Genomic DNA, 26,188 nt, shown 5'->3' on the forward strand with positions numbered 1-26,188 from the left:
GTCTCGGCAAGCCTGCCCGGAGGTCAGGCTCCACCTTGAGCCACGGGCACGAAATTCCATTTCGTCGCGGAGAACAAACCGCGGTCGCTGAGCTTCAAGTCGGGGATCACGAGCAACGCCATGAATGAAAGCGTCATGAACGGCGCGTCGAGTTTCGAGCCGAGCTTTTTTGCTTGCGCATCGAGCGCGGTGTAACGTTTTGCCACCACGCGACCATCTAGGTCGGACATCAAACCCGCGATCGGCAACGGCAACACGGCGCGTTTGTCGCGACCGACCACCGCGATCCCACCGCGCGACTTGATCACGAGATTCACCGCCGCGCAGAGCGATTCATCGTCCACGCCAACCGCCACGAGGTTGTGTGAATCGTGTGCGACGGAAGATGCAATCGCGCCCGCCTTCAGGCCGAAACCGCGAATAAAGCCGACCGAAACCGGTGCTCTCGCTGAATAACGGTTTACGACGGCGATTTTCAAAATATCGCGTTTCACGTCGGTCGTGATCACGCCGGCGACAATACGAGCAGGAAGCTGGACGTGCTTAGTGATCAGCTGGCCGTTGAGCGCGTCGATGACGTTGAGGGTAGCGCGATTTTTCCCGATGAGCTGAGGCTCGTCAGGGGCGACTCTCCCTACCTTCACACAAAAATCGTCCACTCGCCGCGGCTCCGCTTTAAATTTATTTGGGGTCTTCGAAGCCTGGCGCTTTAAGAGCGAACGGCCGTCCTTCGCAACCAACTCGCCACGCAGATACGTGCGGCGCACGCGCAGGTTTTCCCAACCCTCGAACACGATAAAATCCGCCGCGTCGCCCACGCGCAGCAGGCCGACGTCGAGCTTGTAGTGCTCGACGGGATTGAGCGACGCGCTCCGCAAGACGTCGAATTTATCCGCGCCTGCGCGCAATGCCCGGCGCACGTGTTCGTCGATCTGGCGCACCATGAGCAAATCCGGATGCAAATCGTCGCAGCAAAACATCACCTGCTGCGGCGCGGTTTTCGTGAGCGGAGCGAGCGCAGCGAAGTTGCGCGCGGCTGAGCCTTCGCGAATTAAAATCTTCATACCGAGCGCTACTTTATCCTCGGCTTCGGGGAGCGTGAAACATTCGTGGTCGGTCGTAATGCCCGCGGCCGCGTAGTCGCGTGCCTGCTCGCCCCGCAAGGCGGGCGCATGGCCATCGACGACTTTGCCGCGTTTTTTCGCGGCCGCGATCATCGCCATCAGCGACGGGTCGCGCGCGAGCACGCCGGGAAAATTCATGACCTCGCTCAGGTATTTGATTTCTTTTCTCGCGAGCAATTTTGCGACCGCTTTCCCATCGAGGGTCGCGCCAGCGCTCTCGAAAGTCGTCGCGGGCACGCACGACGGCGCGCCAAAATTAAATTTAAACGGCGTGCGCTTTCCGTCGCGGATCATGTAGTCCACGCCGGCCACGCCGAGGACATTGGCAATCTCGTGCGGGTCCGAAACGGTGGCGACCGTGCCGTGCACGACGGCCCAGCGCGCAAACTCCGACGGGGGCAACATCGAGCTTTCGATGTGGATGTGCGCGTCGACAAATCCCGGCGCGAGGTAGTGCGGGTATTTTCCCCCCGGCGTTGGAATAATCCCGTGGATGATCCCGTCCTGCCATTCGACCACGCCTGGAAAAATTACCCGGCGATGAATGTCCACGATGTTACCGGCGATTCGCTGCAGCAGTGATTTCACACGGGCCAACCTGACGGGCGACTGCACTCAATTCAACCAATCAGAAGAGCTCACACGCGGAGGCTTAGGGATATTTCCTATTCCGACTGCCGCGCTAACTCCGACGCGCCGCCGCTTGTAGTCCGAAACATAAATCGTTTCACCTAACTTCATTGACGATGAAAGCACTCACTGTTCGTTCACTTCTCACCTTCACCGCGCTCACGAGCCTTGCTGCCACCCAGCTGAATGCTCAGGCGCGGGAGGAAATCGTTCCTACCCAAGGCGCCCGCGACGCCGGCGTCTTCACGCTGTATTTCGAAAACGATTATTTCGGCGGCCAGGATCAACACTACACCAACGGCGTTAAGTTTTCCTGGTTGTCGGGTGATCTGAGCGATTGGGGTCAGACTGGCTGGCGCCAGACGATCATTGACCGCCTGCCGTTCGTGAACAAACCCGGCACGCAGAAAAATTTCGGCTTCGCGTTCGGCCAAAACATTTACACGCCGCAAAACATCAGCCTCGTGCCGCCCGACGCGACCGATCGTCCTTACGCCGGCTGGAGCTACCTCGAACTGAGCTTCATCAGCAAAACCGCTTCGGTGATGGACACGCTTTCGATTCAGCTCGGCATGGTCGGCCGCGCTTCCCAAGCCGACGAAGTCCAGCGCGCTGTCCACGAATGGCTCAACGACGAGACGCCGCTCGGTTGGGATTATCAGCTGCAGAATGAACTCGGCCTGAACATTGTCTACGAACGCAAATGGCGCCTGTTCGCCCGCGCCTTCGACAACGCGATTGGTTTCGATTTGATCCCGCACGCCGGTTTTTCCCTCGGTAACGTGAGCACCTACGGCAATGCTGGTTTCACGACGCGCCTCGGCTTTAATTTGCCCAGCGACTTCGGCGCCAGCCTCATCCGTGGCGGTTCGCTGCCGAACAGCCCGGTTGACGACAAAGATCCCCGCGTTGCCGGATTGAAAGGTGGCAGCAGCTGGAGCGTCTTCGCCTTCGGTGGCGTGGATGGCCGCGCCGTGGCCCGCGATATTTTCCTCGACGGAAATACGTTTCGCGACAGCCCGAGTGTCGACAAGGAATACCTCGTCGGTGACGCCTTCTACGGTCTCGGCATCAGCAAAGGTCGCTGGCAACTCACCTACACCGAAGTCGTGCGCACGAAGGAATTCAAAGCTCAACAGCGCAAAAGCTACTTCGGCTCCGTGGCGCTCTCCCGCACGTTCTAATTTTAAGAATTCCGCTTACGGGCCACTGGGAGATTTCCCGAAAAACGCTCAATTTCCACTGCGCCCGCAACCTCACACACCCGCTCCTGTCGCTACGACTGTGAACACTTTAGTTCGCTCAATCTGACATCGCGCGGCAAACGCCGCGCAAATGTCTTCACCCACAAACCCAAAAATCCAATCCAAATGAAAAGCCGCACCGCTCAGTCTCCTGAAAAACTCGTTGGCAATCTCCGCGACCTCCTCTCGGAAGCCGAAAAACTCGTTGGTGACGCTTCCGAAGGCGCCTCCGCGAAAGCCGAGGACATTCATTCCCGCATCGAACTCGCTCAAGAAAAGCTCAGCGAGTATTACGACATCGCCCGCGACAAGGTTGTCAGCAGCGCCAAGACGGCTGACAAGACCATCCGCTCGCATCCTTATGAGTCGCTCGCCATCGCCCTCGGCGTCGGCGTGTTGATCGGCGCTCTGATCAAGAGCAACCGCAGCTAAGTGATTTAACACCGTGGAAAGCCGCCCACACCCACCAGGCTTCCTCGATTCGCTGAGAAAACTCGGTGATGGATTGCTCGGCATGCTTCAAGAGCGTGCCGAGCTTCTCACCATCGAGCTTCAGGAGGAGAAATACCGCTTTATCCAAATTTTCATTTGGATCAGCGCCGCTGTTTTTACCGCCGTGCTCGCTGTCGTCTTTGTAAGCTTATTCCTCGTCTACATGTTTTGGGATACCGCGCGCCTCGCCGTTCTGGGCGGGCTGGCTGGATTCTATCTCATCGCGCTCGGCGTAATCATTATCACGTTTAAAAAATACCTCGCCCGCCAGCCACGTCCGTTTTCTTCGACGTTGCAGGCCTTGGACGAAGATCGTGCAGCGCTTCAGCCGGAAAACTGAAAATGTATCCCACTGGAGAATTAAAATCACTCGCCTATGAGCGAGCTATCGCGATGCGGCGCATTGCAAGGCATCGCGCCAGCGTGGTGGCCAATGCCGAGCGCGTGGCCCAGCCGCTCCAATGGCTCAATCACGCGCATGGCCAGCTCAAGAATTTTTCCGGCGCAAGCAGTTTCATCGCCGGGCCGATCGGGATGATCGCAGTGCGCATGATTACGAAACGCATGGGCAAACTCGGCACGCTTCTGCGCTGGGGACCGCTCGTTTTTAACGTCGCCAAGACGTTCATGAGCAAGCCGTCATCCAACGATCGCTGACCCTCCGGCCCGGCCTCGCGCCGGGTTTTCAGTTTACAAAAAAAGCATTCTGGCAACTGTTCGCCTGCTATGCCGCTCTCCAATTTGCACCAGGATTTCCGCAACCCGATCGTCCCGCGCCTCGACGACGAAGATGAAGACGAAAAGACCATCAAGAACACGCCCGCCCCCGTCGGCGCGATGATTCAAAAGAAATTTCTCGAGCAGCGTAAAATCTTTCTCTGGGGCGCCGTCACCGATGAGTCCGCCAAGGATCTCACCGAGAAACTGCTTTATCTCGAAGGTGTCGCTCCCGGCAAAGACATCACGTTTTACATCAATTCTCCGGGCGGCTCGATCACGGCCGGCATGGCGGTATTCGATACCATCAAATTGATTTCGTCGCCCGTCACGGTCGTCGTCACTGGCATGGCCGCATCGATGGGTTCGATTTTGCTCAGCGCAGGCACGAAAGGCCGCCGTTATCTTTACCCGCACGCGCGCGTGTTGATCCACCAGCCGCTCATCAGTGGTCGCATGGTCGGCCCGGCGTCAGACATCAACATTCAGGCCAAAGAAATGGAAAAACTCCGCCACGAGTTGAACTCCATCCTCGCGAATGCCTCCGGCCAGCCGTTTGAAAAAGTGAACCGCGATTCCGATCGCGACTTCTACCTCAATGCGGAAGAAGCCATCGCCTACGGCCTCGCCGATAAGATCGTCGATAAGCTGTAAAGACTTCGCGATAACTCCTCTTCTACCAAAAGCGGGCTCTACCCGCTTTTTTTATGTCCGCTTCCGGGCTAGCGCCCAGCAACCCGCAACGTCTCTCTATCGGAGGCGGGGCCATTCGCCCCGCGATTTGGTCCTGTGTTGTAGGTTGCGCGCTCGCGCGCAACGTGGCCCGCGAGCGGGCCACCTACGTCTTGGATACGAACGCGGGGCAAATGGCCCCGCCTCCATCCAGAGAAGCGCAGCGCGTTGATTAAGGCGATCCGGGAGTCGGCGTCGCGGGTGCCGGCGGCGGTTGACTGAGTTCGTTCAACTCGCGCGCGAATTCCAAAGAGAGTTTCATGTCCCGCGCGGCATCTGCCACTTTGCGGGCCTCGATGAGCAAGTCTTTCAAGGCCTCGACTGACGGCGGTTTCGCGTTCGCCAGCATCACGTAGATTTTTAACGCCACCGGGCGCGCGTCATTCGCGGCGAGCAATGCGGCGACTTCTCGCATCAACGGCCATTCGACCGGGCGAATCGACGGCATGAACGACACAAATGCGAGCGTATCCACCGCTTCCTTCGGTTGGCCAAAAGCGATCAGCGCTTTGGCGAGCGCGAGGTTGAGCACGAAATCCGGATGCTTCTTCACCTCAGCTTTCAGCAGGGCGATCGCTTCGCTCAGGCGATCTTGTTTTATGAGCAAGTTTGCCCGGCGAATCGTCACGTATGGACTTAAGTAATGCGGCAGCTTGGCCTGGTTTTTCTCCTGCTGCTCGAGCGAGACCTTGAACGGCTGGTAAAGCGGATCGCCGATCGCGACACATTTCCAACTCAACGCCGGCAACGAATAATAGAGCGCATCGCCCCAATTTTTTCCCTCCGCCAGCGCTTTGATCAAAAGGTTCGGCCGGTGTGTTAGTTCGAGATAAGGCTCAAAGACATTGCCCACCGTGGCCGCCACGCCACGCGCGACAAGCGGGCCGACCCACGCCGCCGAATCAGAACGCACCGTTACCGCCGAGAAGCTGTGAATGTGCAACGCGATCGCGCCGGGCGGAAACCGCAATTCCGGCGACAAGAAAGGTCCGTTCACGCCACCGACATACCATCCGAAATACAACGCCGGCGCATCAAACCGCGCCTCTAGTGGAAAAGTGCCACCTGCTTTGTCCACGACCCCATCATAGCCGAGCGCGCCCAGCACATCTGCCGTTTGCTCGAGCCACTTGTCGCCGTGCGCATGTGGGCCGCCGATATCGACGTAATAGCGGCCAATGAGTCCGATATTTTCGGCCTCGATGGCGGACGTCACGAGATTACGCGCGCTTTCCTGAGTCGGGCCGTCCAACCGCGATACCTTCACGACAGCTTCTAAATCGAAGATCGAGGGAGTGTCGTTCGCCAGCAGCGGATTTTGCACCATCGCGAGCGTGTCGTAATTGCTCCGCGCGAGCAGACTCAGTTCCCCGTCCACGGAAGCTTCGTTCGTGTAGAAATGAGCTGCAGTCGTCGCCCGACGCTTTTCATCGAGCATCACTGGGTCGTTAAAAATCCGCAGCGGCACCCCGCGGCACACCACGAGGTAGGAAATTTTATTGGCTGTAAAACCATACCGCTTTCGCCCAAAGGCATCGAGCAACGTGGACGACGTGCCGCTCAACCAGCCACGCGCGTGCAATTCATCCTGCGCTGGCTGGTAAATTTGGTCGATAAACTCGCGCCACGTAATGCTTTCCCCCTCCGGCATCGGCAGCGCGATGATGTTGGCGCGCGGCACCTGGCGCTTGTCTGCATAAAACTCCGCGAGCCGCATCGACTCCGGCAGACGCGAATTCGCGAGAATCACCACCCGCGCGGCGAGATTGTCGCCCGCCAGCACGCGCCCGGCACTCAGCATCAAAATCAGCGCGAAGATAAATCGTTTCATGCGTGGCCCAGTCGATAACCCGCCCACACGGCGAATAAACAGATCACCACCGACAACAGGACGTTAGCCACCGCCGCGCCCCACTCCCCGCGCAGCATCTGTTCAAGCGTCTGCCAGCTGAACGCCGAAAATGTCGTGAACCCTCCGCAAAAGCCCACGACCAACACGCTGCGGAGCGACGCCGCCGTCACGCTCTCCAACGGGCCGAGCCGCGCCATCAAATAGCCGATCAGCAGCGAGCCCACGACGTTGATCAGCAAAGTCGCCCATGGAAAACGCGTGACCAGAGCCATGCCCACCAGCGCGCGGAAAACGGATCCCGCCGCACCGCCGAGCGCCACCAAACCGAGCGCCGCAACCTGGTTCATTACGGCTTTTGCTCCAACGCGGCGGCCTGCCGTTTGAGCAACTGCGTGCGCAGGTAAGTATCCGGCCCGGCATTTTTCCATGCCGTGAGCCACACATTGGCCAGCATGTCGCTGCCCGCAAGCAGTCGGGCCTTCATGAATTCCTGCCCTTCCACGCTCGTCTTCGCCACTTCAGCGCGCAGCGCGCCTTTTTTATCGAGTGCGTAGAGCGGCTCGACGAATTTGTTTTGCTCAATGAGGTAGCTCATCACCGACACAAACATCGGGTCGCGCGCATCCGGCTGCGTTTTCAGCGCGATCGCCCGCGCCGGTTTTACGTGCGGCGACAGCAGGTCCAAATTGATTCCCGCTGCCGCGACAAATCCGCCATCGATCCAGCTATGGAATCGGTTCCACGTGGTGTAGCCGTGGGGATTATCGCCCACCCAACCGTTGTGGTGATAGGTGGTGTGTAGCGGTTGCGCGAGGTCGCCCACATAGTGACCGATGATGCCCATGATGTAGAGGACGTTAGCCTTGGCGTTCGCGATTTCCTCGGGCGTGCCGAGTTCTTCGAAGGTTTTCAGATAAGCGAAACCGGATTTCAGTTTCCCATAATACTCGGTAATCGCCCACGGTGCGAAGCCCGGCCACTCCGCCGTGTGGTCGAGGTTTTTTGCCGGATCAATTACGGGAAATTTTTTCTCATTGGCCGCGCGACCGGCCGAAAATTGCACGATGAAATCATAGCGAAACGACGTGACCTTCTCGGGATCGATGCCGGCAAACGACAAATACTCCACGTCGCAAAAGTGATCGCTCCAGCTTCCGCCGGACTGCTTTAACGGGCCATCGTTCACATTGCGCCAGCGATCCGGTTCGCCCGCAAGAAACGCCACGCGCTCGGCATTGGCCGGCTCGTGCACAAAGGCCGGAAAATCCGCCGGCAACGCCTTGAGCGCCAGCTGATGCACCATGCGGTGTCCTTCGTAGTCCCACGCGTGCGCCGCCACCGTCGCGCTCACACAAATCACCCCGATCCACATGCGGCCCGAAAAATTACGCAGATTCATGCCGCCACCGTTAACAGTTTTAGGCAGGCGAGCGAAGCGCAGAAATGCGTTTTATTTTGCCTCGTTCGCGCGCATGACGGCGATGGTGCCAGCGTAAGCTTGCACGCCATCCGCGATGCCCTCGGCGATGCGTTGACGCCATTCGGAGGTGCCGATGCGCCGCGCTTCGGCGTCGTTCGAAAGATAACCGCACTCGATCAGCACGCCCGGGCATTCCAGCATGCGCAGCACGCCCCAGCGCCCGCGCTTGAAACCACGGTCCGGCGTCTTGAGTTCGCCGACCAACGCGCGGTGAATGTGTCCGCCCAGCACCAGATTCGGCACGTCGAAGCGATTGTTCGGAAACACCGTTTTGCTCATCGGATCGCCCGTGGAATAATCTCCCGTGGAGCGCATGCCTTGCGGCGTCATGCTGTAGGTTTCGACGCCCGCGATCGCATCCGGCGCAGCGTTGAAATGGATGCTCAGAAAAATATCCGCCTTGGCTTTGTTCGCGATGTCGGTGCGCATCAGGAGGTCTTTGACCTTGTTGCGAGAGAGTTCCTTGTCCGTCGAACGCGCGAGAATTACTTTCCACCCGCGCAGTTCGAGTGACTTTTTCAAGCGCGCCACCACGTCGAGGGCCATGCTCTTTTCGTTGAGCTTTAGTTTCACGTTCTGCGTGCCGGGATCGATGCCGCCGTGCCCGGGATCCAGCACGATGACTTTCGGCGCACCGGCGGGAAACGCTTCAAGGTAATCGCTCGGCACCAACAACGGACCGATGATTTTAAAAATATCCGTGCGGCTGATCCACAGCGACTCCTTGTAGAGTCGCACGGCGTCGCCGAGAAACACGCGAATGCCATCCGTAAAATAATCGCGCTGATCTTTTTCGAAATCAAAACGCACGCCGCGCGCGTCGCTGAGCGTCACGCTGGTGTTTTTCGTTTCCCACGCCGCCTTGAGGCCGAAGCGTTTCGCGAAGTCGCGCACGTCGACGTAATCTTCGCCGCCGATTTTGACGGTCTCGAACGGCGTGACTTTAGCGGGCTTCGCGGCTGCAGCAGGCCGCGTCGGCGCGGAGCGCGCGGGCGTTTGCGCAAGACCCCACGAAAATCCCACTCCGCAGGCAGCGAGAACGAGCAGCAAGCTGCGTGCGTAGCGACGCACCATTAACGACCCCGCTTATTCCTCAGTCGACTCAGATTCAGGCTCATCGTGCGCCGGTGGGCGCGGTTGAGTCGTATCGCGGACGAGGAATTTGGGTTTACGTTTATTGGCGGGCAGCGCGGACAACATGACGTTGATCTGCTTGCCGGTCAGCTTCGGCGGCGCGTCGGGATGGCCCATGCCTTCCAACTCGGCGAGCGCCTTCTTCATCAATTCAAACCCCATTTCGGTGTGCGCCATTTCGCGACCACGAAACTTGAGGCGCATTTTCACCTTGTTGCCGTGATCGAGGAATTCCTCGGCGTGGCGCACCTTCGTCATGAAGTCGCCTTTCTCGATGCGGACGGTAAATTCGATTTCCTTGATCTTGCTCGCGGTGGATTTCACGTGCGAGGTCTTCTTCTGTTCCTCGTAAACGTATTTGCCGAAATCCATGATGCGGCACACCGGCGGCGTCGCCGCGGCGGCCACCTCGACCAAGTCCAAGTTGAACTGCAACGCGAGGGCGATGGCCTTCGGCGTGTCCATGATTCCCAATTGACGGCCTTCAGGGCTGATGACGCGAACCTGAGGCGATTTGATCCGCATGTTGCGCCGGATGGCGGCAAAGGGATCGTTGTTATTCGTGCGACGCGGGTCGCGACTATTAAACGGAGGACGGGTGCCGGACGAGGAGGGAGGGATTGCCATTAAGTAATGAGATTGCTTGGAAGCGGACGGAAGGAGTTTTCGCCTCTGAAACGGGTGATGACAACACCTATTTAGAGCGAAATACGGGCCAGCCGGCGCGGTTTACACACTGAAGCTTTCGCCGCACGAGCAACTGGCCTTGGCGTTGGGATTCGAAAATTTAAACCCACCGCCGACCATCTTGTTCGAATAATCCAGCTGCGTGCCCTTCAAATAAAGCGCGGTTTTTGGGTCGACGACCACCGCCGCCCCCGCCGTGCGCACGAGGATATCGCCGCGACGCGGCTCGGGCACGAACTTCATCTTGTAACTCAGCCCGTTGCAGCCGCCGCCTGTAATCGCGATGCGGAGCAAATCGCCCTGCTTCTCGCGAGCGATCAAACTGGCCACCTTTACGCCCGCGTCCGTCGTAAGGGCGACGAGTTTTTCGTTCCCTTCGCGCACGCCTTCCGGCAACGCCGTGGCAGACGCCGGTGCGGGGATGGAATCGGAAACGGGTGCGGACATGGCGCTAGTTATTGTCTGCTGCGGCGATTTGGCAAGTGCCGCGAGATTTGGGTCTAAACAGGAGGCGGGGCCATCAGCCCCGCGAATTGCGCAAACGGTGATCATGCCTCGCGGGGCTGATGGCCCCACCTCCAAAGCACGCTACGTTGCCCGCAAGCGGGCAACCTACGAATTTTCCCCACTCACTTCAATTTCTGCCACGCTTCCAACAGCGCCACGGAGCGCTTCGGATTAACGAGATTGATACGGCCATCGGCGCTGCGCTCGGCCCCTAGCTTGATGAGCGCGATCACTTGCTCGACCTTCAACGTCGGTTCGATCGCCAGCAACTTGGCCGCGAGGTTGGCGACATTCGGCGACGCCATCGACGTGCCGGAATACTTCATGCGTTCGCCACCGGGCAGGAAACTATCGACCTCGAAACCGTTCGCATGCACGTCGACGTTTGCGCCGAAACTAGAGAACGAGGTCTCCTCGCCCGCCTGATCCACGGCACCGACCGTGAGAATATTCGGCAGGTCGATTCCTGACGGCACGGTCTCATCGAATTGCGCATCGCTGTCGCTGTTGCCCGCCGCCGCCACGAACAGCACTTCAGGCGCCGCTTTCATCGCCGCAGTCATCGCCTCGCGGAAAATTTGAAAATACTCGCGCGCAGTCTTTTTGCGTTCCTCCGGTGTGCCACCGGCGCCGTTGGCTTCGAACGCCGCCTCCACATCACGCGGCGAGCCGCCCCAACTCATGTTTACCACGCGCGCGCCATTGGCCTTGAGATACGCGATCGAATCGCTCGCCGCTTTCGCGTCTTTCTCCGCCTGCTCGCGCGTCGGCACATCGGGAATCATGCGATAATCAAACGTGATGCGCACCGGCATCAAGCGCACCGCCGGATTCCCCGCCGCCGTGATACCGGCGACGTGCGTGCCGTGCGTGAAATTGCCGAAGAAATTTAGATTCTCGATGAACGGTTTCACCTGCTCGGGTTTGAGCGCACTGAGATACTTTTTCAGATCCGCCGCTTCCACCGTGTCGAGGCTCGCCTGCAAATCGAGGTAACCCTTCGTGAAGTTACGCATCATCGGATAATCCGCCCGCTGTTTCTCATCAAGCGGCACCAGCAACTCCGGCGTGCGGTCGCCCTTGAGCGAAAACGCGACACCATTCACGTCGTCGATGTAGCCGTTGGCATCGTCGTCCTTGCCGTTCGCTTGCTCGGCCGAGTTCACCCAAAGCTCTTTCGGAAACACCGCCACATCGACGCCGCTATCCCACACCGCGACCGTGATCGGCGTGAGCGATTTTACCTTCGCGAGATCCACCTGGCGCGGCGTCCAACGATCTTCTTTTTCCTTAAAATTCTTCGCCACGTAGGCCGTCAACACCGCGACACGCTCGGTCTTCAACGGCAAAAAATTCACCAGATTCGTCCGCGAACTCACCAACGCTGCCGCGACGTCACCGCTCACTGATCCGGTTTTATCGACGCCAGGTTGAAATTGGCTTTCGATATTCCCGAGCGTCAGCGCGGCCGAGGAGATCTCCGCGCCGGCTTTGGCGGATTTGATATTATCCGCCACGACTTCCCACGGGAGCGAGTTGATCTTGGCCGCGTAATTTTTCGCAAACGCGGCGCGGAAAGTTTCTTCGCTGGAAAAATCGCCTGACTTGCGCGTCTCGGCATAAGTCTCCGCCAGCAAACCCAGCGTGAGTTTCGCGGCGGGTTTTTCCTCGAGGCCGCGCATCTGCGCGATCCGCGCCAGCACGGCGTCGTATTTTCCGTCGTGCAGATCCATCGTCATCAAAATGCTCAAAATCCCCTGCAATGTTGCGCGGTCGGCGATTTCAAACTCCGCGAGCAATTTTTCCAAATCAGCCCGCACCTGCGGCGCGAGCTTCGCGTAGGCGGCATCGTTCGTCACGACATCAGTCACTTTTCCGGTGAGCGTGTAATTGTAACGCGGGAGCTGATCTTGCGACGTAATGCGCGGCTTGTCCGCCGCGCTCACCACGCCGACCAACAATACCGTAAGAAAGAAACGAATCAGGTTTTTCATAGGGAAAATGGTTTTGAATTTACTGCGCACGCGCAGCCAGCAGCCGTCGCGCCACCGTCACCGCGTTGGTGAAACTGGTGGCGCTCGCGACACCTTTGCCGGCGATGCCAAACGCCGTGCCGTGATCCGGACTCGTGCGCACAAACGGCAGGCCGAGCGTGACGTTCACACTTTCATCGAAGTCGATCACCTTGAGCGGCGCGAGGCCTTGATCGTGATACAGCGCCACCACGACATCGAATTCGCCTCGCAGTTGCCGCGCGAACAACGTGTCGCCGGGCTCGCAACGCGGCGTGAGTCCGGGAAAATCGGCGGCGATTTTTTGCAGCGCGGGATTCAGGAAATTTTTCTCATCGTTGCCCAGCAGGCCACCCTCGCCCGCGTGCGGATTCAAACCGCACACGCCGATGCGCGGATGCGCGACGCCTTCGGCTTTCGCGAGCATGTCGGCGGCCACCACGCTACGCCGCAGGAGTTGCGCGCTCAAAAGCTGTGGCACTTCGCACAGCGGCACATGCCACGTCGCGAGCACCACGCGCAGCTTACCGCCGCAAAACGCCATCACGGGTTCCCCACCCCAGCGCGCAGCGAAAAATTCCGTCTGCCCGGGAAATTGATAACCGATTTTCGCGAGCGCCGATTTACTGATCGGGCCGGTCACGACGCCCGAAAATTCGCCTGCATTGCAGCCTTCCGCCGCGCGCTCCACCGCGGCCCACGCAACGAGCGCGCCTTCCGCATCGGGCTGGCCGGGAGTCGCGGAAAATTCTTCCAGCCCCACGGCGATTTTTTGTGAGGTTGTGTCGAGCGAATCGAGCCAGCGCTGCGGGCCGATCACCGCCACTTCAGTCGCCGCGTCGCGGTGTTGCGCGAGCCACGTCGCGATAATTTCCGGCCCGACACCCGCCGGATCGCCGCAGGTAAAAGCGAGTTTACCCGACATCATTTTCCGGATCCGCCACGCTCAAATTCGGCCGCACAAACCCGCGTTTGCCGCCGGCGAAAAATTCCAAAAACTTCCGCGCTTCCGCGGACTGCACGCCTTCCGCAACCCGCGCCGCCGCCCGTTTGCGCGGATCGCCGCCGGCAAACACGTGCGCAAAACTCGCTTTGAGCTCGCGAATCGCGGCGCGACTGAAACCGCGGCGCTTCAACCCCACGACATTGAAGCCTGGCACTTCGTCGCGCTCGGCGACCATGAGGAACGGCGCGACGTCACGCGTGAGTCGCGTCAGGCCGCCGATCATCACGCCCTCACCTACGCGCACAAATTGATGAATCGCCGCGCCCCCGCCGACAAAAGTGAAGGGTCCCACTTCGACGTGGCCCGCGAGCATGACATTATTCGCCAACACGACATCATCCGCGACGACGCAATCGTGCCCGACATGCGCGTTCGCCATGAGAAAACACCGCGCGCCAATCGTGGTCGCTTTGCCGGCATGAATCGAGCGGTTGAGCGTCGCGTGTTCGCGAATCACCGTGCCCGCGCCGACGTGCACATGGCTCACGGTCGCCGGATCAAATTTCAAAAACTGCGGGTCGCCGCCGACCACCGCGTAAGGATGCACGACCACGCCATCGCCTAGCACGCTGTAGCGTCGGATAATCGCGCCCGCTTGAATCACGCAACCCGCGCCGAGTTGCGCGCCTTCCTCAACAATCGCCGTCGGATGGATGCTCATGCATTTAAAATCACGCTTACTTCCGCCGTCCGCCACTGTGGCGCTCGGCAATCAAGTCGAGTTGGGCGTCTTTCAGGAGATCGTAGTTTTTCAAGATCCGGATCACCTGCAACGTATCGGATTTGCCGTAGCTCTTGTTGATTTCCACGCGCTCGATGATGTCGAGGAGCATGGAGCGAAACGAAATGATGCCGTCGATGCCGCGCTCTTTGAGCAACGCCACGCTCTGCGAACGGAACGGCTCGGCGGTCGGCAAACTCGGGAGCACGAGGATCTTCGTGACGTCGGGCGCGTTGCCGGGTTCGTCAGCGTCGATCGGGAAAAAGCGCGTGACTTCCTTGAGCACACTGTCCGCGAGAAACCGGAAGATTTCCGGACTGCTCTTCAGCATCGTCGGCGTGAATTTTCCGGTATGCCAACCCTTAACGACCACGATGGCGCGGTGGACATTGGCGAGTTCGCTCGCGAAAAGAAAGAAGTCCGGCTTGCGCGCGTTGCGGGCAGAAAACGCCGGGTTATAGACCACGAGATCGACTTCCTCATCGCCCGTTTTGCGGCGCGACTGGACTTGGTATTTGCGAACCTGCCGGACCAGAAATCCGTTTTGTTCGAAATACTCGCGGACTATCCCTTCGTCGATGGCGGACATGGGGTGAATTTATTCAGTTGCGAGGCGATAGCACCTTAAAATTTCACGTCGCGCCGAGTTCGCGCCAGACGTTTTCGACGAGCGCGGGATCGATGCCGGAACGCGTCGCGGCGACCCCGAGGGCATTCATCACGACGAAGCGCACGCCATCGGCGCGATTTTTTTTGTCGCGCGTGGTGGCGGCCTGAAGCGCTGTAACCGGCAGTGTTTCGCGCAAGCGAATCGGCAACGCGTGCGCTGCGAGGGTTTTTTCGATGCGCGCGACTTCGTTAACGGAAATCAATCCGAGCTTCTGCGACAATCGCGCCGCGCCCACGAGCCCGACCGCCACGGCCTCGCCGTGCAGGTATGCGGTGTAGCTCGTCACTTGTTCAATCGCGTGGCCAAACGTGTGCCCAAGATTGAGCAGCGCCCGGCCGCCTTCCGGCGCACGCTCAAATTCATCCGCGCGCACGACGTCGGCTTTCATCTGGCAGCAACGACGAATCACCGCCGACAACTCGGGACTCGCGGGCGTGAGCGGCGTTTTTTCCAACTGGGCAAACAACGCTGCGTCGCCGAGCAGTCCGTATTTGATCACCTCCGCCATGCCTGCGGCAAATTCGCGCAGCGGCAATGTAGTGAGAAAGTCCGTGGAAATGTGCACGGCCTGCGGATGATAAAACGCGCCCACGAGATTCTTGCCGCTCGGAAGGTTCAGCCCGGTTTTTCCACCCACCGAACTGTCGACCATCGCCAGCAGCGTCGTCGGCACCTGCACGTAATCGATGCCGCGCAAATAACTCGCGGCGGTAAACCCGCCCAAGTCACCCACCACGCCGCCGCCGACCACCCAAAGCACGCCCTGCCGCGTGATCCGGTTTTGCGCCAGAAATTCCTGCACCTGGCCGAACACTTCGACTGATTTCGCTCTCTCGCCGCGCACGACAGTCAGCCGCGGAGCGTTACCAAACGCGGCTGCGAAAAACGCCGGTTGCGCCGCGGCCACGCCTTCATCCGTCAGCACAACAGAAAGCCTCCCGGCCTTCGCCAAGGCATCCACGTTCTTGCGAATCACCGCTGCGGTTTCTGGAAAAAAATGAATTGGGTAAGATTTATTACTCAATTCCACATTCAGCCCCTGTGACATAGGTGCTTTCAAAACCAATCACTTGCGAAGGTCAATGCCCTTGTTGAGACTGAATTGAGACTGATTCGCAAAGAATTCATTGACGTGAGAATGCGTCTCAGACTCAGTCGCTGTTCGATGCCGCTCGTTCACACTCACCCTCCCGTCAGCTCGCGCGTTCTCCGATTTGTGATCGGCGCGTTGGCCGCGGTAGCCGTCGTCGTGAGCTTCGTCCTCAGCCTCCACACTTTTTAAACCTCTTAGCTCGCCGCCGTCATGTTCCCTGGCTCACACGGTTCAAATTCACCCGGATTTTCCAGGCCGGCGGCGAGCTGATTTTCAGCACCTACTTCCTATTTTATACATGCAAACCACCGGTGTAACACCCACCCGCTGTTCCCACAGCTCCTCCACCACTGAAGCCAGCGCCGTCCCCGCGTCGTCTTCCCTGAGCCTCCGCACCGGCTGGCCGCTGATGACGGTCGCGCTCGCGCAATCGCTCGCGGTGACGACCGGCTTCGCCGCGGACGATGCCGCCGTCGATCCCAAGGATCCGGTGCTCGAACTTCCGAAACTGAGCGTCGAAGAACAACGCCGCGCCGTTTCCTCGCCAAAATTTACCGCCCCGCTCGTCGACACGCCGCAAACCGTCTCGGTCATCCCGAAGGAAATCTTCGGCCAGCAAGGCGCCGCGAGTCTCGCTGATGTCCTCGGCAACACGCCGGGCATCACGTTCCTCGCTGGCGAAGGCGGCCACGTCGCCGGTTCGAACAGCATCGTGATGCGCGGTTTCGACGCCCAGGGCAGCATCTTCATCGACGGCGTGCGCGACTCCGGTAACTACGGCCGCGACGTCTATAACCTCGAGCAAGTCGAAGTCGTCAAAGGTCCCGCAGGTGACAACGGTCGCGGCACCGCCGCCGGCTACATCAATCTCTCCACGAAAGCCCCTGTCTCTCAAGACATGGCCAGCGCCGTCGTCAGCTACGGTTTCGATGAGTATGCTTCAATTGACCGCCAGCGCGCCACGCTCGACGTCAATCGTTCCACGGATTCCCTGCTCAAAGGCAGCGCGTTTCGCATCAACGTCCTCGGTCAGGACAGCGGCGTCGCCGGTCGCGACTACGCGGAAAAGAAAACCTTGGGCATCGCCACCTCCGCCATCGCGGGCCTCGGCACCCCGACCCGCGTCACGCTCTCCTATCAACACGACCAGCAAAACGATCGCCCGGAATTCGGCGCGCTCGGCGGTATCGTGCCCGACACTTCCGCCAGCACGCGCCCGCTGCAGACAGTTGACCGCAGCCGTTTCTACGGCCTGTTGAGCGACTACGATGACGTCACGCTCGACGTCGCCAGCGTCCGCGTGGAACACGATTTCACGCCCACGATTCGCGCCACCAACGTCACGCGCTACAGCAACAATGACCGCAAGGCCATCTACACCGTCCCCGGCGGTCTCGATCAGCGCCCGGACATGACCAGCGGCCAGATTGTCGAAATCGTGACGACGAGCCGCCAAGCCTTCGCGCGCGAAGTCGAATCGATCGTCAACCAGACCAACGTCGCGTCGCAATTCACCACCGGTAAATTCGACCACTCGTTCGCCGGCGGCCTCGAACTCATCCGTGAAAACGGCCACACCCTCCGCGATTGGACCGGCCTCGGCACCACCGGCGACATTACGAAGACCGTGAACGTCACCACCGCCGGCGTGCCCACGACCCCGACCGTCGTTACCGGCACCAGCCCGTATAATCCGAATCCCGCTCGCGCGATCACCGGCTTCGCTCCGGTTTACGCGTTTGTTGACGATATCCGCATCGACACCGCTGCGATCTACGCCTTCGACACGATTAAGCTCACCGAAAAATGGCAGGCCACCGGCGGCGCTCGCCTCGAGCGCTACAAAGCGACCTACGATGTTCGCGCCGTCGCCACTGGCGTCGTCTCGCCGTTCGAAGCTTCCGATACGTTGCTCACCGGCAAAGTCGGTCTCGTTTTCAAGCCGGCTCCGACGGGGAGCGTTTACGCCTCCTTCGGTGTCGCGGCCCAACCTCCGGGCACGAACAATCTCTCGAACGACAACGGCTCCCGCAACAACGGCACGCCTGGCACCACCGGCCAAAACTCGCCGAATGCCGATCCGCAAGAATCGTATAACTACGAAATCGGCACCAAGTGGGATCTCTTCCAGCGCAAGCTGACCACCGGCCTCGCGTTCTTTCGCTCCGAGCGCACCAATATCGCCGTCGCCACCGACGCCGGCACCGGCGTTCCCACCATCTACGGTGACCAGATCGTGCAAGGCGTCGAAATCAGTGCTTCCGGCCGCATCACCGCGAACTGGGTGCTCTTCGGCGGCTGGTCTTACCTCGACAGCGAAAACCGCAACTCCACGAGCACGACACAAGACGGCTCCAACCTCACCTTTACGCCGGAATTTTCCGGCAACCTCTGGACGACGTATCGCCTGCCCTTCGGCTTGACCATCGGTGGCGGCACCCAATTCACCGGTTCCTCCCGCGTTTCGCTCACCAACACTTCCCTCGCGGAATTGCCTGAGCACTGGGTGTTCAACGCCATGGCCGCCTACGAGGTCACCAAGAACCTCAGCGTCCGCCTGAACGTGAGCAACATCTCCGACGAACTCTACGCCCGCGCGATCAACAACAACTCCAACCGCACCTACCTCGGCGAACCGCGCTCCTTCCTGCTCACCGCCGAGTATAAGTTCTAAGTCGCACGTCTGCCGAAAATCTTTCTCTTTCCTCGTTCTCTTAATCTTTCTCTCCTTTCGGCTGCCAAAGCCTTGAGCGCGAGAAAGAGAACGAGAAAGATCAAGAGAAAGATTTTTTATCCATGCTCCTCGCCATTCCCAACGTCCTCACGCCCGAACAAGTCGCCGAAGGCCGCAAGCTCCTCGAATCCGCCGACTGGGTCGACGGCAAGGCCACGGCCGGCCACCAAGGCGCGCGCGTGAAAGACAACATGCAGTTGCCGGTCGACAGCCCGGTCGCGCGTCAGTTGGGCCAGATCATCGTGAAAGCGCTCAGCACGAATCCGCTGTTTATGTCGGCCGCGCTGCCGTTGCACATTTTGCCGCCGATGTTCAACCGCTACTCCGGCGGGCAGACGTTCGGCACGCACGTGGACGGTTCGATTCGCTCGCTCCCGAGCGGCCAGCGCATCCGCACGGATCTTTCCTGCACGCTATTTTTCTACGGCCCGGAAGAATACGACGGCGGCGAGCTCATCGTCGAGGACACCTACGGCTCGAAGTCCGTGAAACTTCCCGCGGGCCACATGATTTTGTATCCGTCGACGAGCCTGCACCAAGTCACGCCGGTCACACGTGGCACGCGCCTCTGCTCGTTTTTCTGGCTGCAATCCATGATCCGCGACGACGGCAAACGCGCCATGCTCTTCGACATGGACGTCGCGATCCAACGCTTCGGCACGGAAAACGCCACGCATCCTTCGGTGATTTCGCTCACCGGCATCTATCACAATCTCCTCCGCCAGTGGGCCGAGATGTAAGCCGCTGCGCGCCATGTCTTCCGAATCCCCCAGTCCCGAAAGCCTCGACGCCCGCACCAAACTCGCGGTCGCGTTGATGAATCAGGGCCACGCGCAACAGTTGACCGGCGAGCCCGCCGCGATTCAGGCCGCCATCGGTTCCTACGAGCAAGCCATCGCGATCCTTCGTGCGCTGCCGTATCAGCAAAATCCGCAACTCGCCAACAGCCTCGGCGCCGCGTGGATGAATCGCGGCCAGCTGCTCCACCGTTTGCGCAGCGACGCGCAGATTGCGCCGGCGATCGAATCCTTCAACGAAGCGCTCAACGTGCTTCACCCGCTGCTCGCCCTTCCCGATCTCCCAACTTCCAGCTCCCAACTCCCGGCATCTCCCTGGGTGCGCCGCAACTTCGCCGGCACGTTGCTCAACCGTGCGTGCCTCCTCCAGGATCTTTCCGAACACCGTGCCGCGCTCGCCGATGCCCGAGGCGCGCTGCAACTCGCGGGGCCCCACGAACGCACCGAACTCATTGACGCTGACCTCGCCTTGAAACTGCGCCGCGTCGCCTGCGACGCGATCGGCCAGCTCGTTCCCGTATTGCCCGCCGCCGAGCAAGCCGAACTCGCCTCCGTCGCGAGCGATCTCGTCGACGACGGCCTCGCCGTCGCGCGCGAGTGGGCCGCGAAAGGCGAAACCGCGCTGCTGCCGATTCACGTGCGCCTCTTTCGCTTCGGCGCGCAACTTTACCGCGTCAACCAGCCGCACTTCCTCGCCGAATTTCTCGCCGAGGAAATCGACTCCGCCGCGCCTTCGCCCGAAGTGCTCGCGATTGTGAATGAGAACCTCGACCTCGCGTTGCAGACGCGTTCGCCCGAGCAATTCCTCACCGTCGGAGACGCCGCTTCCGAGCGCCATTTGCAAACCGCACGCGACCTCAAAGCGCTCCGCGAAAAAATTCCGTCTCTCTCCGCACCACACCTCTCCTCCGTCTCGTGAAACTCTTCCGCAAAATCTTTTTCTGGGCGCACCTCGTCGCCGGTCTCATCGCTGGTATTTCGATCGGCATCATGTGCTTCACCGGCGCGGCCATCGCCTTCGAAGGCGAAATCGTCGCGTGGACCGAACGCGAGGTCCGTCGCGTCGAAGTTCCCTCTGAAAATGCCCCGCGCATCTCGCTCGACGAATTGCTGAAGAAAGTGCGCGAACTCAAACCCGACGCCCGTCCGTCCGGCATCACGGTGCTGCCCGATCCGGAAGCCGCGATTGCGTTCAACTTCGGCCGCGACGGCGCGGTTTACGCGAATCCTTACACCGGCGAATTGCGCGAACCCAAATCGCCGAACAAGGCGCACGATTTTCTCCACCTCATGGAAGACTGGCACCGCGTGCTCGCGATGAAAGGCGACGACCGCGCCACCGGCAAACTCATCAACGGCATCTGCAACATCGCGTTCGCGTTCCTCGCCGTCTCCGGACTTTACCTCTGGTGGCCGCGCTCGTGGTCGTGGCGCAGCGTGAAGGCGATCGCGCTCTTCAATTTCAAATTCAGCGGCAAAGCCCGCGATTTCAACTGGCACAACGTCATTGGCCTCTGGAGCGCGCCGATCCTCATCGTGCTCACCCTCACCGCGATTCCGATTTCGTTCCGTTGGGGCGGCAATCTCATCACGCGCCTTTCCGGCGAACAAGTTCCTGTCGCGCCCGCGCCAGGCCAGGGCGGCCCAGGTGGTTTCGCCGCCGCGCCGGCGGTCGAAGTGCCGCGTCCGGCACCCGGCACGCGTCCGGCGAGCTACGATGCGTTGCTCGCCAGCGTGCAAAAAGAAATTCCCGAGTGGTCGAGCATCGCGTTCCGTCTCGGCGCGCCCACCGGTCGCGGTGGTGCCGGCGGCGGTCAACGTCCACAAGGCGGCGCACCTGCTCAAGGCAACGCCACTCCCGCCAATGCAGCACCGGCTCCTGCGACCACGGCTTCCGCTGAAACTTCGCGCCAACGCCCCGAAGGTGAACAACGCCGCGCCGGTGGCGAAGGTGCACCGCGTCGCGAAGGCGGTCAACGCGCGGAAGGCGCTGCTCGCGGTGAAGGCAATCGTGGCGAAAACGCCCGCGGCGGCGAAGGCCGCGGCGCCGGCGCCACTGCCGTCAGCGTGGCCGTGCGCGAAAAAAATTCCTACCCGCGCACCGCGACCACCACGCTCACGCTGAATCCTTACAACGGCGAAGTGCTGAAGCGCGAAGGCTACGCGGATCTCACGACGTCGCGCCAAGTGCGCTCGTGGACGCGCTTTCTCCACACGGGCCAGGCGCTCGGATGGATCGGTCAACTCGTCGCCGGCCTCGCGTGTCTCGGCGGATGTTTTCTCGTTTATACCGGCTTCGCACTCTCGTGGCGTCGTTTCTTTTTCAAAAAGAAAAGCGCCTCCACTGCTCCCGCGAACTAAGCGCTGATTTCGTAATCACGCTCCGCCGATCGCATGATTTTCTCTCTTAAAACTTCACGAACTTGCTTCAGAACTCAGTTGAGACTGAGTCCTAATTTTGTTCGTGCTTACTTCGTCCGCGCCGCTGCATGGGCGCAGGCCGCTGGCTCGGAATCCAGTTTCCTGCCGGCAGCGCGCGCGGACGCCTTCGGGAGAAGTTCGCGCGATGCGCGAAGCGCCCCATCCACTTTCCGAGCCGCGACCTGTGCAGATAGCTGCACGTCATGTTCACAAAAAACCGCCACCTCGGCTTCGCCACTTGCCTGGCGCTCGCCGTCTCTCTCAACGCCCAAACTGTTCCTGCCTCCGGGGAAAAGTCCGTGCTCAAACTCGATGACTATGTAGTCACCGCCACGCGCACAGCGCGCCCAATCAATTCCACGCCCGGCACGGTCAATGTCGTCAATCTCGACGACACCTCCGCCGTGACGCTCAACGAAGTCATCAAAGGCGAACCGCTCGTCAGCGTGCCATTTTCATTTTCCGGCGCGGGCGTTGCGTATCAACGCGGCGGCGCGAACAGCATCAACATCCGCGGCATCGAGGGAAACCGCGTGTTGCTCCAAGTCGACGGCGTGCGCATCCCCGATGAATTCCGTCTCGGCGGCAGCGAGCCGACCGGCCGCGATTATTTCGATCCCGAGTTGTATCGCCGTTTGGAAATCCTCCAGGGCTCCGCGTCCGCACTCTACGGCAGCGACGCGCTCGGCGGCGTCGTGACCTTCACCACGAAATCGCCCGAGCAATACCTCACGAAAGACAATTCGATCTACGTCGGCGCAAAAGCCGGTTACCGCTCCGTCGACGACGGCCAATCCTACGCGGGCACCCTCGCCGCCTCCGTCGGCGCGCTGCAATCACTGGTCGTTTATTCGCGTCACGAAGGCCACGAACTCGAAAACAAAGGCAGCGTCGCGCCGAATCCCGAAGACTACGCCTCCGACGCCGTGCTCACGAAACTCGCGTGGACTCCGTCCGCCCCGCACCGCTTCGAACTCGCCCTCGAAAACTTCGAACGCGAATCCGTCACCGCCGTCGACAACAAGGAAGTCACCAGCGGCACGACCACGACGACCGGCCTCGATTTACACAGCAACACGCAACGCTTCCGGCTCAGCGCCGCCTACACGTTCAACGGCTCCAGCGTCGCCTTCGATCAATTCGAAGCGCGCGTGTATTCCCAAGACGCCAACACCACCGACCTCGCCCTCGAACGTATCACCTATACTCCCGCGAGCGCCGCGAACGGCACGTTCCGCAACCGCGATATCACGACCGCGTTCAACAACGACACGGTCGGCTTCTCCGCCGCCGCCGTGAAATCCATCGGCGACGCCCACCGCCTCGCCTACGGCGTCGAAGGGTCGCAAACCGACACCGACAAACCGTGGCGCAGCGTCACGACAAATTCCTTCAGCACCACCACGCCGAGCGAGCCGCGCATGGCCGTCACCGAAACCGACCGCCTCGGCGCTTACGTGCAGGACGAATACGAATTGAAATTCGCCAGCGGCGCCAAACTCAGCGTCATCCCCGGCGTCCGCGTGGATCAGTTCAAACTCACGCCGGATAACTCGCCTGCCTATCTCGCCGTCACCGCCGGCCAGGCCGCGCCGTCGTTCGACGAAGTCGCCCTCTCGCCCAAACTCGGCGTCGTTTATTCCTTCACGCAGAAGCTCAACGTTTACGCGCAATACAACCGCGGTTTCCGTTACCCGACAGCGGAAGATCTCACCGCGACCTTCACGAATCCCGTCGCGCGTTACCGCACGATTCCGAATCCAAATCTGAAGGAAGAAACCAGCCACGCTTACGAAGTCGGTTTCAAAGGCCATCCCGCGAAAGCGCTCACGGTGCGCACGGCGGTGTTCTACACGGACTACAAAAACTTCATCGAGCAGGTCGTTAACACCGGCATCGTCGACCCGCTCTGGCCGTCTGGCGTTTTCCAAACGCAAAACCGCGCGAGCGCCCGCATCTACGGCGCCGAACTTTGGGCGCGCATCGATCTCGGCGAACTCGAAACGTCCCTTACCGGCTTCAGCGTCACCGCTTCCCTCGGCAAATCGCGCGGCGACTACGAAATCACCGGCGGCACGCGCCAGCGCCTCACGAGCGTCGAACCGCTCAAAGCTTACGCCTCGCTCGCGTATCACGATCGCTCCGGTCGCTTCGGTGCGGGCGTGAACGTCGAACACGTCGAGTCCGGGCAGCCCGGCACTGGCACGCAATTCAGCACGCCGAGCTACACGATTCTCGGAGCAACGGTGCAATGGCGCGCGACCACGAACCTCACGCTCCGCCTCGGCCTCAACAACCTCACCGACGAGCGCTACTGGCGCTACGCTTCCGTGCGCGGCGTGACGGTCACGCAACTCAGCGAGCAGGAACGCCGCACCGAAGCAGGCTTCAACTCCACGCTCAGCGCGCACCTCAGCTTCTAAAATTTCAAACGCTTTCACCATGACGACTCATCGCCTTCTCGTTTGCGAAATCCACGCGCCTGCTGCCGAGCCACTGCCCGCGCTCGAGCAAATCGCCGAGGCGTGCGCGCGCGACGTCGGCCAGCCGCTCACGGTGAAAAGCCGCCATTCGTCCGCTGTCGGAAAAGAGCCGCTCATCACGCTCCACCTCCCGGCTGAGCTCGCCGCGAGCCAGCACCAAGTCTGGTGCCTGGCCTGCCGGCTCGCGTGTTTCTGCCCGCACGCCCGCGTCAGCGTGCTGGTCAGCGCCGCGAGCGCCTTCACTCCCCCCGTCCGACGCGGCCGTCGCCGTCGCCAAGCAGCTTAAAAAAAATGTCCTCCCGGCTTCCTGTCTTATCCGCTCCCTCTCGTCCGTCGAAACCCGGCCCGTGTTTTCGCACCGACGCCGACGGCCGCATCGCGCTCACCCGCGACTGGCAAAAGATTTTCTCGGCAGCCCGCCGCTTCGAATCGATCGCGCTGCAAACGCGCCACGCGTTTGTCCGCCTGATCCACATCGAAAAATTTCCCGAGCTCACTTGGAACGCCGACGGCGCCTCGGCCAATTTTTCCACGGGCAGCCTCCATCTGCATCTCGCGAATGGGACGTCCGCGCGCGGACGCCTCTGCGAATGCCAGTGCTGCGGCACGCCGGGCCGCGTCGAATTTCACAACGCTCACGGCCTCGATTTTCTCCAGCTTTGCGCCCTGCCCGATTGCGCGCCGTCCGCGTGGGCCGACTATTTGCTCGATGTCTTCGCCCGCACGCCCGAGCCCGCCGCGACGGAGTTGATCCAAACGCCCGTGTTCCCGGTCGCGCCGCTCAACTGCCTGACCATCGACGAGGGCGATCCAGGCGAACTGTTGCCGGAATTCATCACCGCGCTCAACGACGCCGAAATCCCGTTCAGCGCGATTCTGCAAACGCCCGAACTCACGCACGTCCGTGAAATCCATCCGCACCGCGTGCTGTTGCACGGCCCGATTCTCACCGTGCAGGCGCTCCACACGACGTTGCAAATCGGCCTGCCCGCCGTGCGCCGTCTCGCCCTCGGCGGCTCCGCAATCCACGGCAACGAACTCCACCTGCTCGGTGGGGACAACACGCTGCTGCTCACGCTCGCGGCTTCGCTACATCCCACCGACGCCACGCGCTGGCACGCCGCCCTGCGCGCCGCGTTTTCCACTCACTCCTAACTCGTCGCAATCATGTCATCCACGCTCGCCATCTATTTCGCCACCATGACCGGCAACGCCGAAATGCTCGCCGGCCGCCTCGCCACCCGTGCCCAACAGGAAGGGTGGAACGTGTTTCAAAAAAATCTCAGCGACGTAAAAGTCACCGATCTCACCGCGCAAACGTTCGCGGTTTTTATCGTGAGCACATGGGGCGACGGCGAGCCGCCGGGCGACGCGCAGGATTTCCAGGATCAATTGCTCGCCGCGAACGCGCCGCGTTTGCCGGAGTTGCGCTACGCCGTCTTCGGCCTCGGTGACCACTCCTACTCGGAATACAACGCTTTCGCCCGCCGCCTCGACGAACGCCTCGCCGCACTCGGTGCGCAACGCCAGCACGAGCGCGCCGAAGCCGATGTGCAATTCGAAGCGCCCTACGAAGCGTGGGAGCCAGCCGTGCTCACCGCCGCCAAATCCGCCGCGGCCTGAACGCGCGCAATTTTTCATCAGGAAGAATT

At 60.6% G+C, this 26,188-nt stretch carries 25 protein-coding genes; 13 read left to right on the forward strand and 12 right to left on the reverse strand.

Translation table 11 applies throughout. The annotated features are described in order from the left end of the window. Positions 1-23: 23 nt before the first annotated feature. Positions 24-1,712 carry an adenine deaminase gene (gene ade / locus ACRRQW_RS04150; protein WP_438479995.1) on the reverse strand — a complete coding sequence of 563 codons (1,689 nt, stop codon included), beginning with the start codon at positions 1,710-1,712 and terminating at the stop codon, positions 24-26. Positions 1,713-1,870: 158 nt separating this feature from the next. Between ade and ACRRQW_RS04155 the strand changes: the two genes are divergently transcribed. From ACRRQW_RS04155 to ACRRQW_RS04175, 5 genes are all read left to right on the forward strand, one after another. After that, on the forward strand, positions 1,871-2,938 hold the full coding sequence (locus ACRRQW_RS04155) for a lipid A deacylase LpxR family protein (RefSeq protein ID WP_438479996.1): 1,068 nt from the start codon (positions 1,871-1,873) through the stop codon (positions 2,936-2,938). A gap of 186 nt (positions 2,939-3,124) precedes the next feature. Continuing rightward, positions 3,125-3,430, forward strand: a complete 306-nt coding sequence (locus tag ACRRQW_RS04160; RefSeq protein ID WP_438479997.1) for a DUF883 family protein — start codon at positions 3,125-3,127, stop codon at positions 3,428-3,430. Positions 3,431-3,443: 13 nt separating this feature from the next. Next, entirely contained in the window at positions 3,444-3,830 is a 387-nt protein-coding gene (locus tag ACRRQW_RS04165; RefSeq protein WP_438479998.1) for a phage holin family protein, read from the forward strand. Between the two features lie 2 nt (positions 3,831-3,832). Continuing rightward, the gene (locus tag ACRRQW_RS04170; RefSeq protein WP_438479999.1) at positions 3,833-4,147 is read left to right on the forward strand and encodes a hypothetical protein; all 315 of its coding nucleotides are present in this window, start codon (positions 3,833-3,835) and stop codon (positions 4,145-4,147) included. 69 nt (positions 4,148-4,216) lie between these two features. Next, entirely contained in the window at positions 4,217-4,861 is a 645-nt protein-coding gene (locus ACRRQW_RS04175) for a ClpP family protease (protein ID WP_438480000.1), read from the forward strand. A gap of 250 nt (positions 4,862-5,111) precedes the next feature. Here the strand turns inward: ACRRQW_RS04175 and ACRRQW_RS04180 are convergent, their stop codons facing one another. The 11 genes from ACRRQW_RS04180 to aroB all read right to left on the reverse strand — a co-directional run bounded on the left by ACRRQW_RS04180 (position 5,112) and on the right by aroB (position 15,984). Continuing rightward, positions 5,112-6,770 carry a TIGR03790 family protein gene (locus ACRRQW_RS04180; RefSeq protein ID WP_438480001.1) on the reverse strand — a complete coding sequence of 553 codons (1,659 nt, stop codon included), beginning with the start codon at positions 6,768-6,770 and terminating at the stop codon, positions 5,112-5,114. Then, the gene (crcB, locus tag ACRRQW_RS04185) at positions 6,767-7,138 is read right to left on the reverse strand and encodes a fluoride efflux transporter CrcB (RefSeq protein WP_438480002.1); all 372 of its coding nucleotides are present in this window, start codon (positions 7,136-7,138) and stop codon (positions 6,767-6,769) included. The genes ACRRQW_RS04180 and crcB overlap by 4 nt, the downstream gene beginning before the upstream one ends. Then, positions 7,138-8,190: a hypothetical protein gene (locus ACRRQW_RS04190; RefSeq protein ID WP_438480003.1), complete on the reverse strand. Its 1,053-nt coding sequence runs from the start codon at positions 8,188-8,190 to the stop codon at positions 7,138-7,140. Before ACRRQW_RS04190 ends, crcB begins: the two co-directional genes overlap by 1 nt. A gap of 51 nt (positions 8,191-8,241) precedes the next feature. Next, on the reverse strand, positions 8,242-9,345 hold the full coding sequence (locus tag ACRRQW_RS04195) for an N-acetylmuramoyl-L-alanine amidase family protein (protein ID WP_438480004.1): 1,104 nt from the start codon (positions 9,343-9,345) through the stop codon (positions 8,242-8,244). Positions 9,346-9,357: 12 nt separating this feature from the next. After that, positions 9,358-10,032 carry a translation initiation factor IF-3 gene (infC, locus tag ACRRQW_RS04200; RefSeq protein WP_438480005.1) on the reverse strand — a complete coding sequence of 225 codons (675 nt, stop codon included), beginning with the start codon at positions 10,030-10,032 and terminating at the stop codon, positions 9,358-9,360. Between the two features lie 102 nt (positions 10,033-10,134). Then, positions 10,135-10,539 (reverse strand): HesB/IscA family protein, encoded by a 405-nt coding sequence (locus tag ACRRQW_RS04205; protein WP_438480006.1) that lies wholly within the window; start codon positions 10,537-10,539, stop codon positions 10,135-10,137. A gap of 182 nt (positions 10,540-10,721) precedes the next feature. Next, on the reverse strand, positions 10,722-12,593 hold the full coding sequence (locus ACRRQW_RS04210; RefSeq protein WP_438480007.1) for a S8 family serine peptidase: 1,872 nt from the start codon (positions 12,591-12,593) through the stop codon (positions 10,722-10,724). A 19-nt stretch (positions 12,594-12,612) separates the two neighbouring features. Beyond that, the gene (gene pdxA, locus ACRRQW_RS04215) at positions 12,613-13,539 is read right to left on the reverse strand and encodes a 4-hydroxythreonine-4-phosphate dehydrogenase PdxA (RefSeq protein WP_438480008.1); all 927 of its coding nucleotides are present in this window, start codon (positions 13,537-13,539) and stop codon (positions 12,613-12,615) included. Continuing rightward, positions 13,526-14,278: an acyl-ACP--UDP-N-acetylglucosamine O-acyltransferase gene (gene lpxA, locus ACRRQW_RS04220; protein ID WP_438480009.1), complete on the reverse strand. Its 753-nt coding sequence runs from the start codon at positions 14,276-14,278 to the stop codon at positions 13,526-13,528. The genes pdxA and lpxA overlap by 14 nt, the downstream gene beginning before the upstream one ends. 16 nt (positions 14,279-14,294) lie before the next feature. Beyond that, complete coding sequence (locus tag ACRRQW_RS04225) at positions 14,295-14,927, reverse strand: hypothetical protein (protein ID WP_438480010.1); 633 nt, start codon at positions 14,925-14,927, stop codon at positions 14,295-14,297. 43 nt (positions 14,928-14,970) lie between these two features. Then, positions 14,971-15,984, reverse strand: a complete 1,014-nt coding sequence (gene aroB, locus ACRRQW_RS04230) for a 3-dehydroquinate synthase (protein WP_438480011.1) — start codon at positions 15,982-15,984, stop codon at positions 14,971-14,973. 415 nt (positions 15,985-16,399) lie between these two features. Between aroB and ACRRQW_RS04235 the strand changes: the two genes are divergently transcribed. The 8 genes from ACRRQW_RS04235 to ACRRQW_RS04270 all read left to right on the forward strand — a co-directional run bounded on the left by ACRRQW_RS04235 (position 16,400) and on the right by ACRRQW_RS04270 (position 26,159). Further along, on the forward strand, positions 16,400-18,775 hold the full coding sequence (locus ACRRQW_RS04235) for a TonB-dependent receptor (RefSeq protein WP_438480012.1): 2,376 nt from the start codon (positions 16,400-16,402) through the stop codon (positions 18,773-18,775). A gap of 122 nt (positions 18,776-18,897) precedes the next feature. Continuing rightward, on the forward strand, positions 18,898-19,575 hold the full coding sequence (locus ACRRQW_RS04240) for a Fe2+-dependent dioxygenase (protein ID WP_438480013.1): 678 nt from the start codon (positions 18,898-18,900) through the stop codon (positions 19,573-19,575). Positions 19,576-19,588: 13 nt separating this feature from the next. Further along, on the forward strand, positions 19,589-20,551 hold the full coding sequence (locus tag ACRRQW_RS04245) for a hypothetical protein (RefSeq protein WP_438480014.1): 963 nt from the start codon (positions 19,589-19,591) through the stop codon (positions 20,549-20,551). Further along, positions 20,548-21,993, forward strand: a complete 1,446-nt coding sequence (locus ACRRQW_RS04250; RefSeq protein WP_438480015.1) for a PepSY-associated TM helix domain-containing protein — start codon at positions 20,548-20,550, stop codon at positions 21,991-21,993. The genes ACRRQW_RS04245 and ACRRQW_RS04250 overlap by 4 nt, the downstream gene beginning before the upstream one ends. 263 nt (positions 21,994-22,256) lie before the next feature. Then, positions 22,257-24,476 (forward strand): TonB-dependent hemoglobin/transferrin/lactoferrin family receptor, encoded by a 2,220-nt coding sequence (locus ACRRQW_RS04255; protein ID WP_438480016.1) that lies wholly within the window; start codon positions 22,257-22,259, stop codon positions 24,474-24,476. Between the two features lie 19 nt (positions 24,477-24,495). Next, complete coding sequence (locus ACRRQW_RS04260; RefSeq protein ID WP_438480017.1) at positions 24,496-24,822, forward strand: hypothetical protein; 327 nt, start codon at positions 24,496-24,498, stop codon at positions 24,820-24,822. 5 nt (positions 24,823-24,827) lie between these two features. Then, positions 24,828-25,691 (forward strand): hypothetical protein, encoded by an 864-nt coding sequence (locus ACRRQW_RS04265; protein WP_438480018.1) that lies wholly within the window; start codon positions 24,828-24,830, stop codon positions 25,689-25,691. A 12-nt stretch (positions 25,692-25,703) separates the two neighbouring features. After that, entirely contained in the window at positions 25,704-26,159 is a 456-nt protein-coding gene (locus tag ACRRQW_RS04270; protein WP_438480019.1) for a flavodoxin domain-containing protein, read from the forward strand. The last annotated feature ends 29 nt before the right edge of the window (positions 26,160-26,188 follow it).

Source organism: Oleiharenicola lentus, assembly GCF_051660365.1.
In the GTDB taxonomy this organism is placed as follows: domain Bacteria; phylum Verrucomicrobiota; class Verrucomicrobiia; order Opitutales; family Opitutaceae; genus Lacunisphaera; species Lacunisphaera lenta_A.

What these genes read in the sequence shown, in the direction of transcription:
- ACRRQW_RS04155 (WP_438479996.1), top strand. Translation starts at nt 1,871, where the DNA reads ATGAAAGCACTCACTGTTCGTTCACTTCTCACCTTCACCGCGCTCACG.
- ACRRQW_RS04160 (WP_438479997.1), top strand. Translation starts at nt 3,125, where the DNA reads ATGAAAAGCCGCACCGCTCAGTCTCCTGAAAAACTCGTTGGCAATCTC.
- ACRRQW_RS04170 (WP_438479999.1), top strand. Translation starts at nt 3,833, where the DNA reads ATGTATCCCACTGGAGAATTAAAATCACTCGCCTATGAGCGAGCTATC.
- ACRRQW_RS04175 (WP_438480000.1), top strand. Translation starts at nt 4,217, where the DNA reads ATGCCGCTCTCCAATTTGCACCAGGATTTCCGCAACCCGATCGTCCCG.
- ACRRQW_RS04180 (WP_438480001.1), bottom strand. Translation starts at nt 6,770, where the DNA reads ATGAAACGATTTATCTTCGCGCTGATTTTGATGCTGAGTGCCGGGCGC.
- crcB (WP_438480002.1), bottom strand. Translation starts at nt 7,138, where the DNA reads ATGAACCAGGTTGCGGCGCTCGGTTTGGTGGCGCTCGGCGGTGCGGCG.
- ACRRQW_RS04190 (WP_438480003.1), bottom strand. Translation starts at nt 8,190, where the DNA reads ATGAATCTGCGTAATTTTTCGGGCCGCATGTGGATCGGGGTGATTTGT.
- ACRRQW_RS04195 (WP_438480004.1), bottom strand. Translation starts at nt 9,345, where the DNA reads ATGGTGCGTCGCTACGCACGCAGCTTGCTGCTCGTTCTCGCTGCCTGC.
- infC (WP_438480005.1), bottom strand. Translation starts at nt 10,032, where the DNA reads ATGGCAATCCCTCCCTCCTCGTCCGGCACCCGTCCTCCGTTTAATAGT.
- ACRRQW_RS04205 (WP_438480006.1), bottom strand. Translation starts at nt 10,539, where the DNA reads ATGTCCGCACCCGTTTCCGATTCCATCCCCGCACCGGCGTCTGCCACG.
- ACRRQW_RS04210 (WP_438480007.1), bottom strand. Translation starts at nt 12,593, where the DNA reads ATGAAAAACCTGATTCGTTTCTTTCTTACGGTATTGTTGGTCGGCGTG.
- pdxA (WP_438480008.1), bottom strand. Translation starts at nt 13,539, where the DNA reads ATGATGTCGGGTAAACTCGCTTTTACCTGCGGCGATCCGGCGGGTGTC.
- lpxA (WP_438480009.1), bottom strand. Translation starts at nt 14,278, where the DNA reads ATGAGCATCCATCCGACGGCGATTGTTGAGGAAGGCGCGCAACTCGGC.
- ACRRQW_RS04225 (WP_438480010.1), bottom strand. Translation starts at nt 14,927, where the DNA reads ATGTCCGCCATCGACGAAGGGATAGTCCGCGAGTATTTCGAACAAAAC.
- ACRRQW_RS04235 (WP_438480012.1), top strand. Translation starts at nt 16,400, where the DNA reads ATGCAAACCACCGGTGTAACACCCACCCGCTGTTCCCACAGCTCCTCC.
- ACRRQW_RS04240 (WP_438480013.1), top strand. Translation starts at nt 18,898, where the DNA reads ATGCTCCTCGCCATTCCCAACGTCCTCACGCCCGAACAAGTCGCCGAA.
- ACRRQW_RS04245 (WP_438480014.1), top strand. Translation starts at nt 19,589, where the DNA reads ATGTCTTCCGAATCCCCCAGTCCCGAAAGCCTCGACGCCCGCACCAAA.
- ACRRQW_RS04255 (WP_438480016.1), top strand. Translation starts at nt 22,257, where the DNA reads ATGTTCACAAAAAACCGCCACCTCGGCTTCGCCACTTGCCTGGCGCTC.
- ACRRQW_RS04260 (WP_438480017.1), top strand. Translation starts at nt 24,496, where the DNA reads ATGACGACTCATCGCCTTCTCGTTTGCGAAATCCACGCGCCTGCTGCC.
- ACRRQW_RS04265 (WP_438480018.1), top strand. Translation starts at nt 24,828, where the DNA reads ATGTCCTCCCGGCTTCCTGTCTTATCCGCTCCCTCTCGTCCGTCGAAA.
- ACRRQW_RS04270 (WP_438480019.1), top strand. Translation starts at nt 25,704, where the DNA reads ATGTCATCCACGCTCGCCATCTATTTCGCCACCATGACCGGCAACGCC.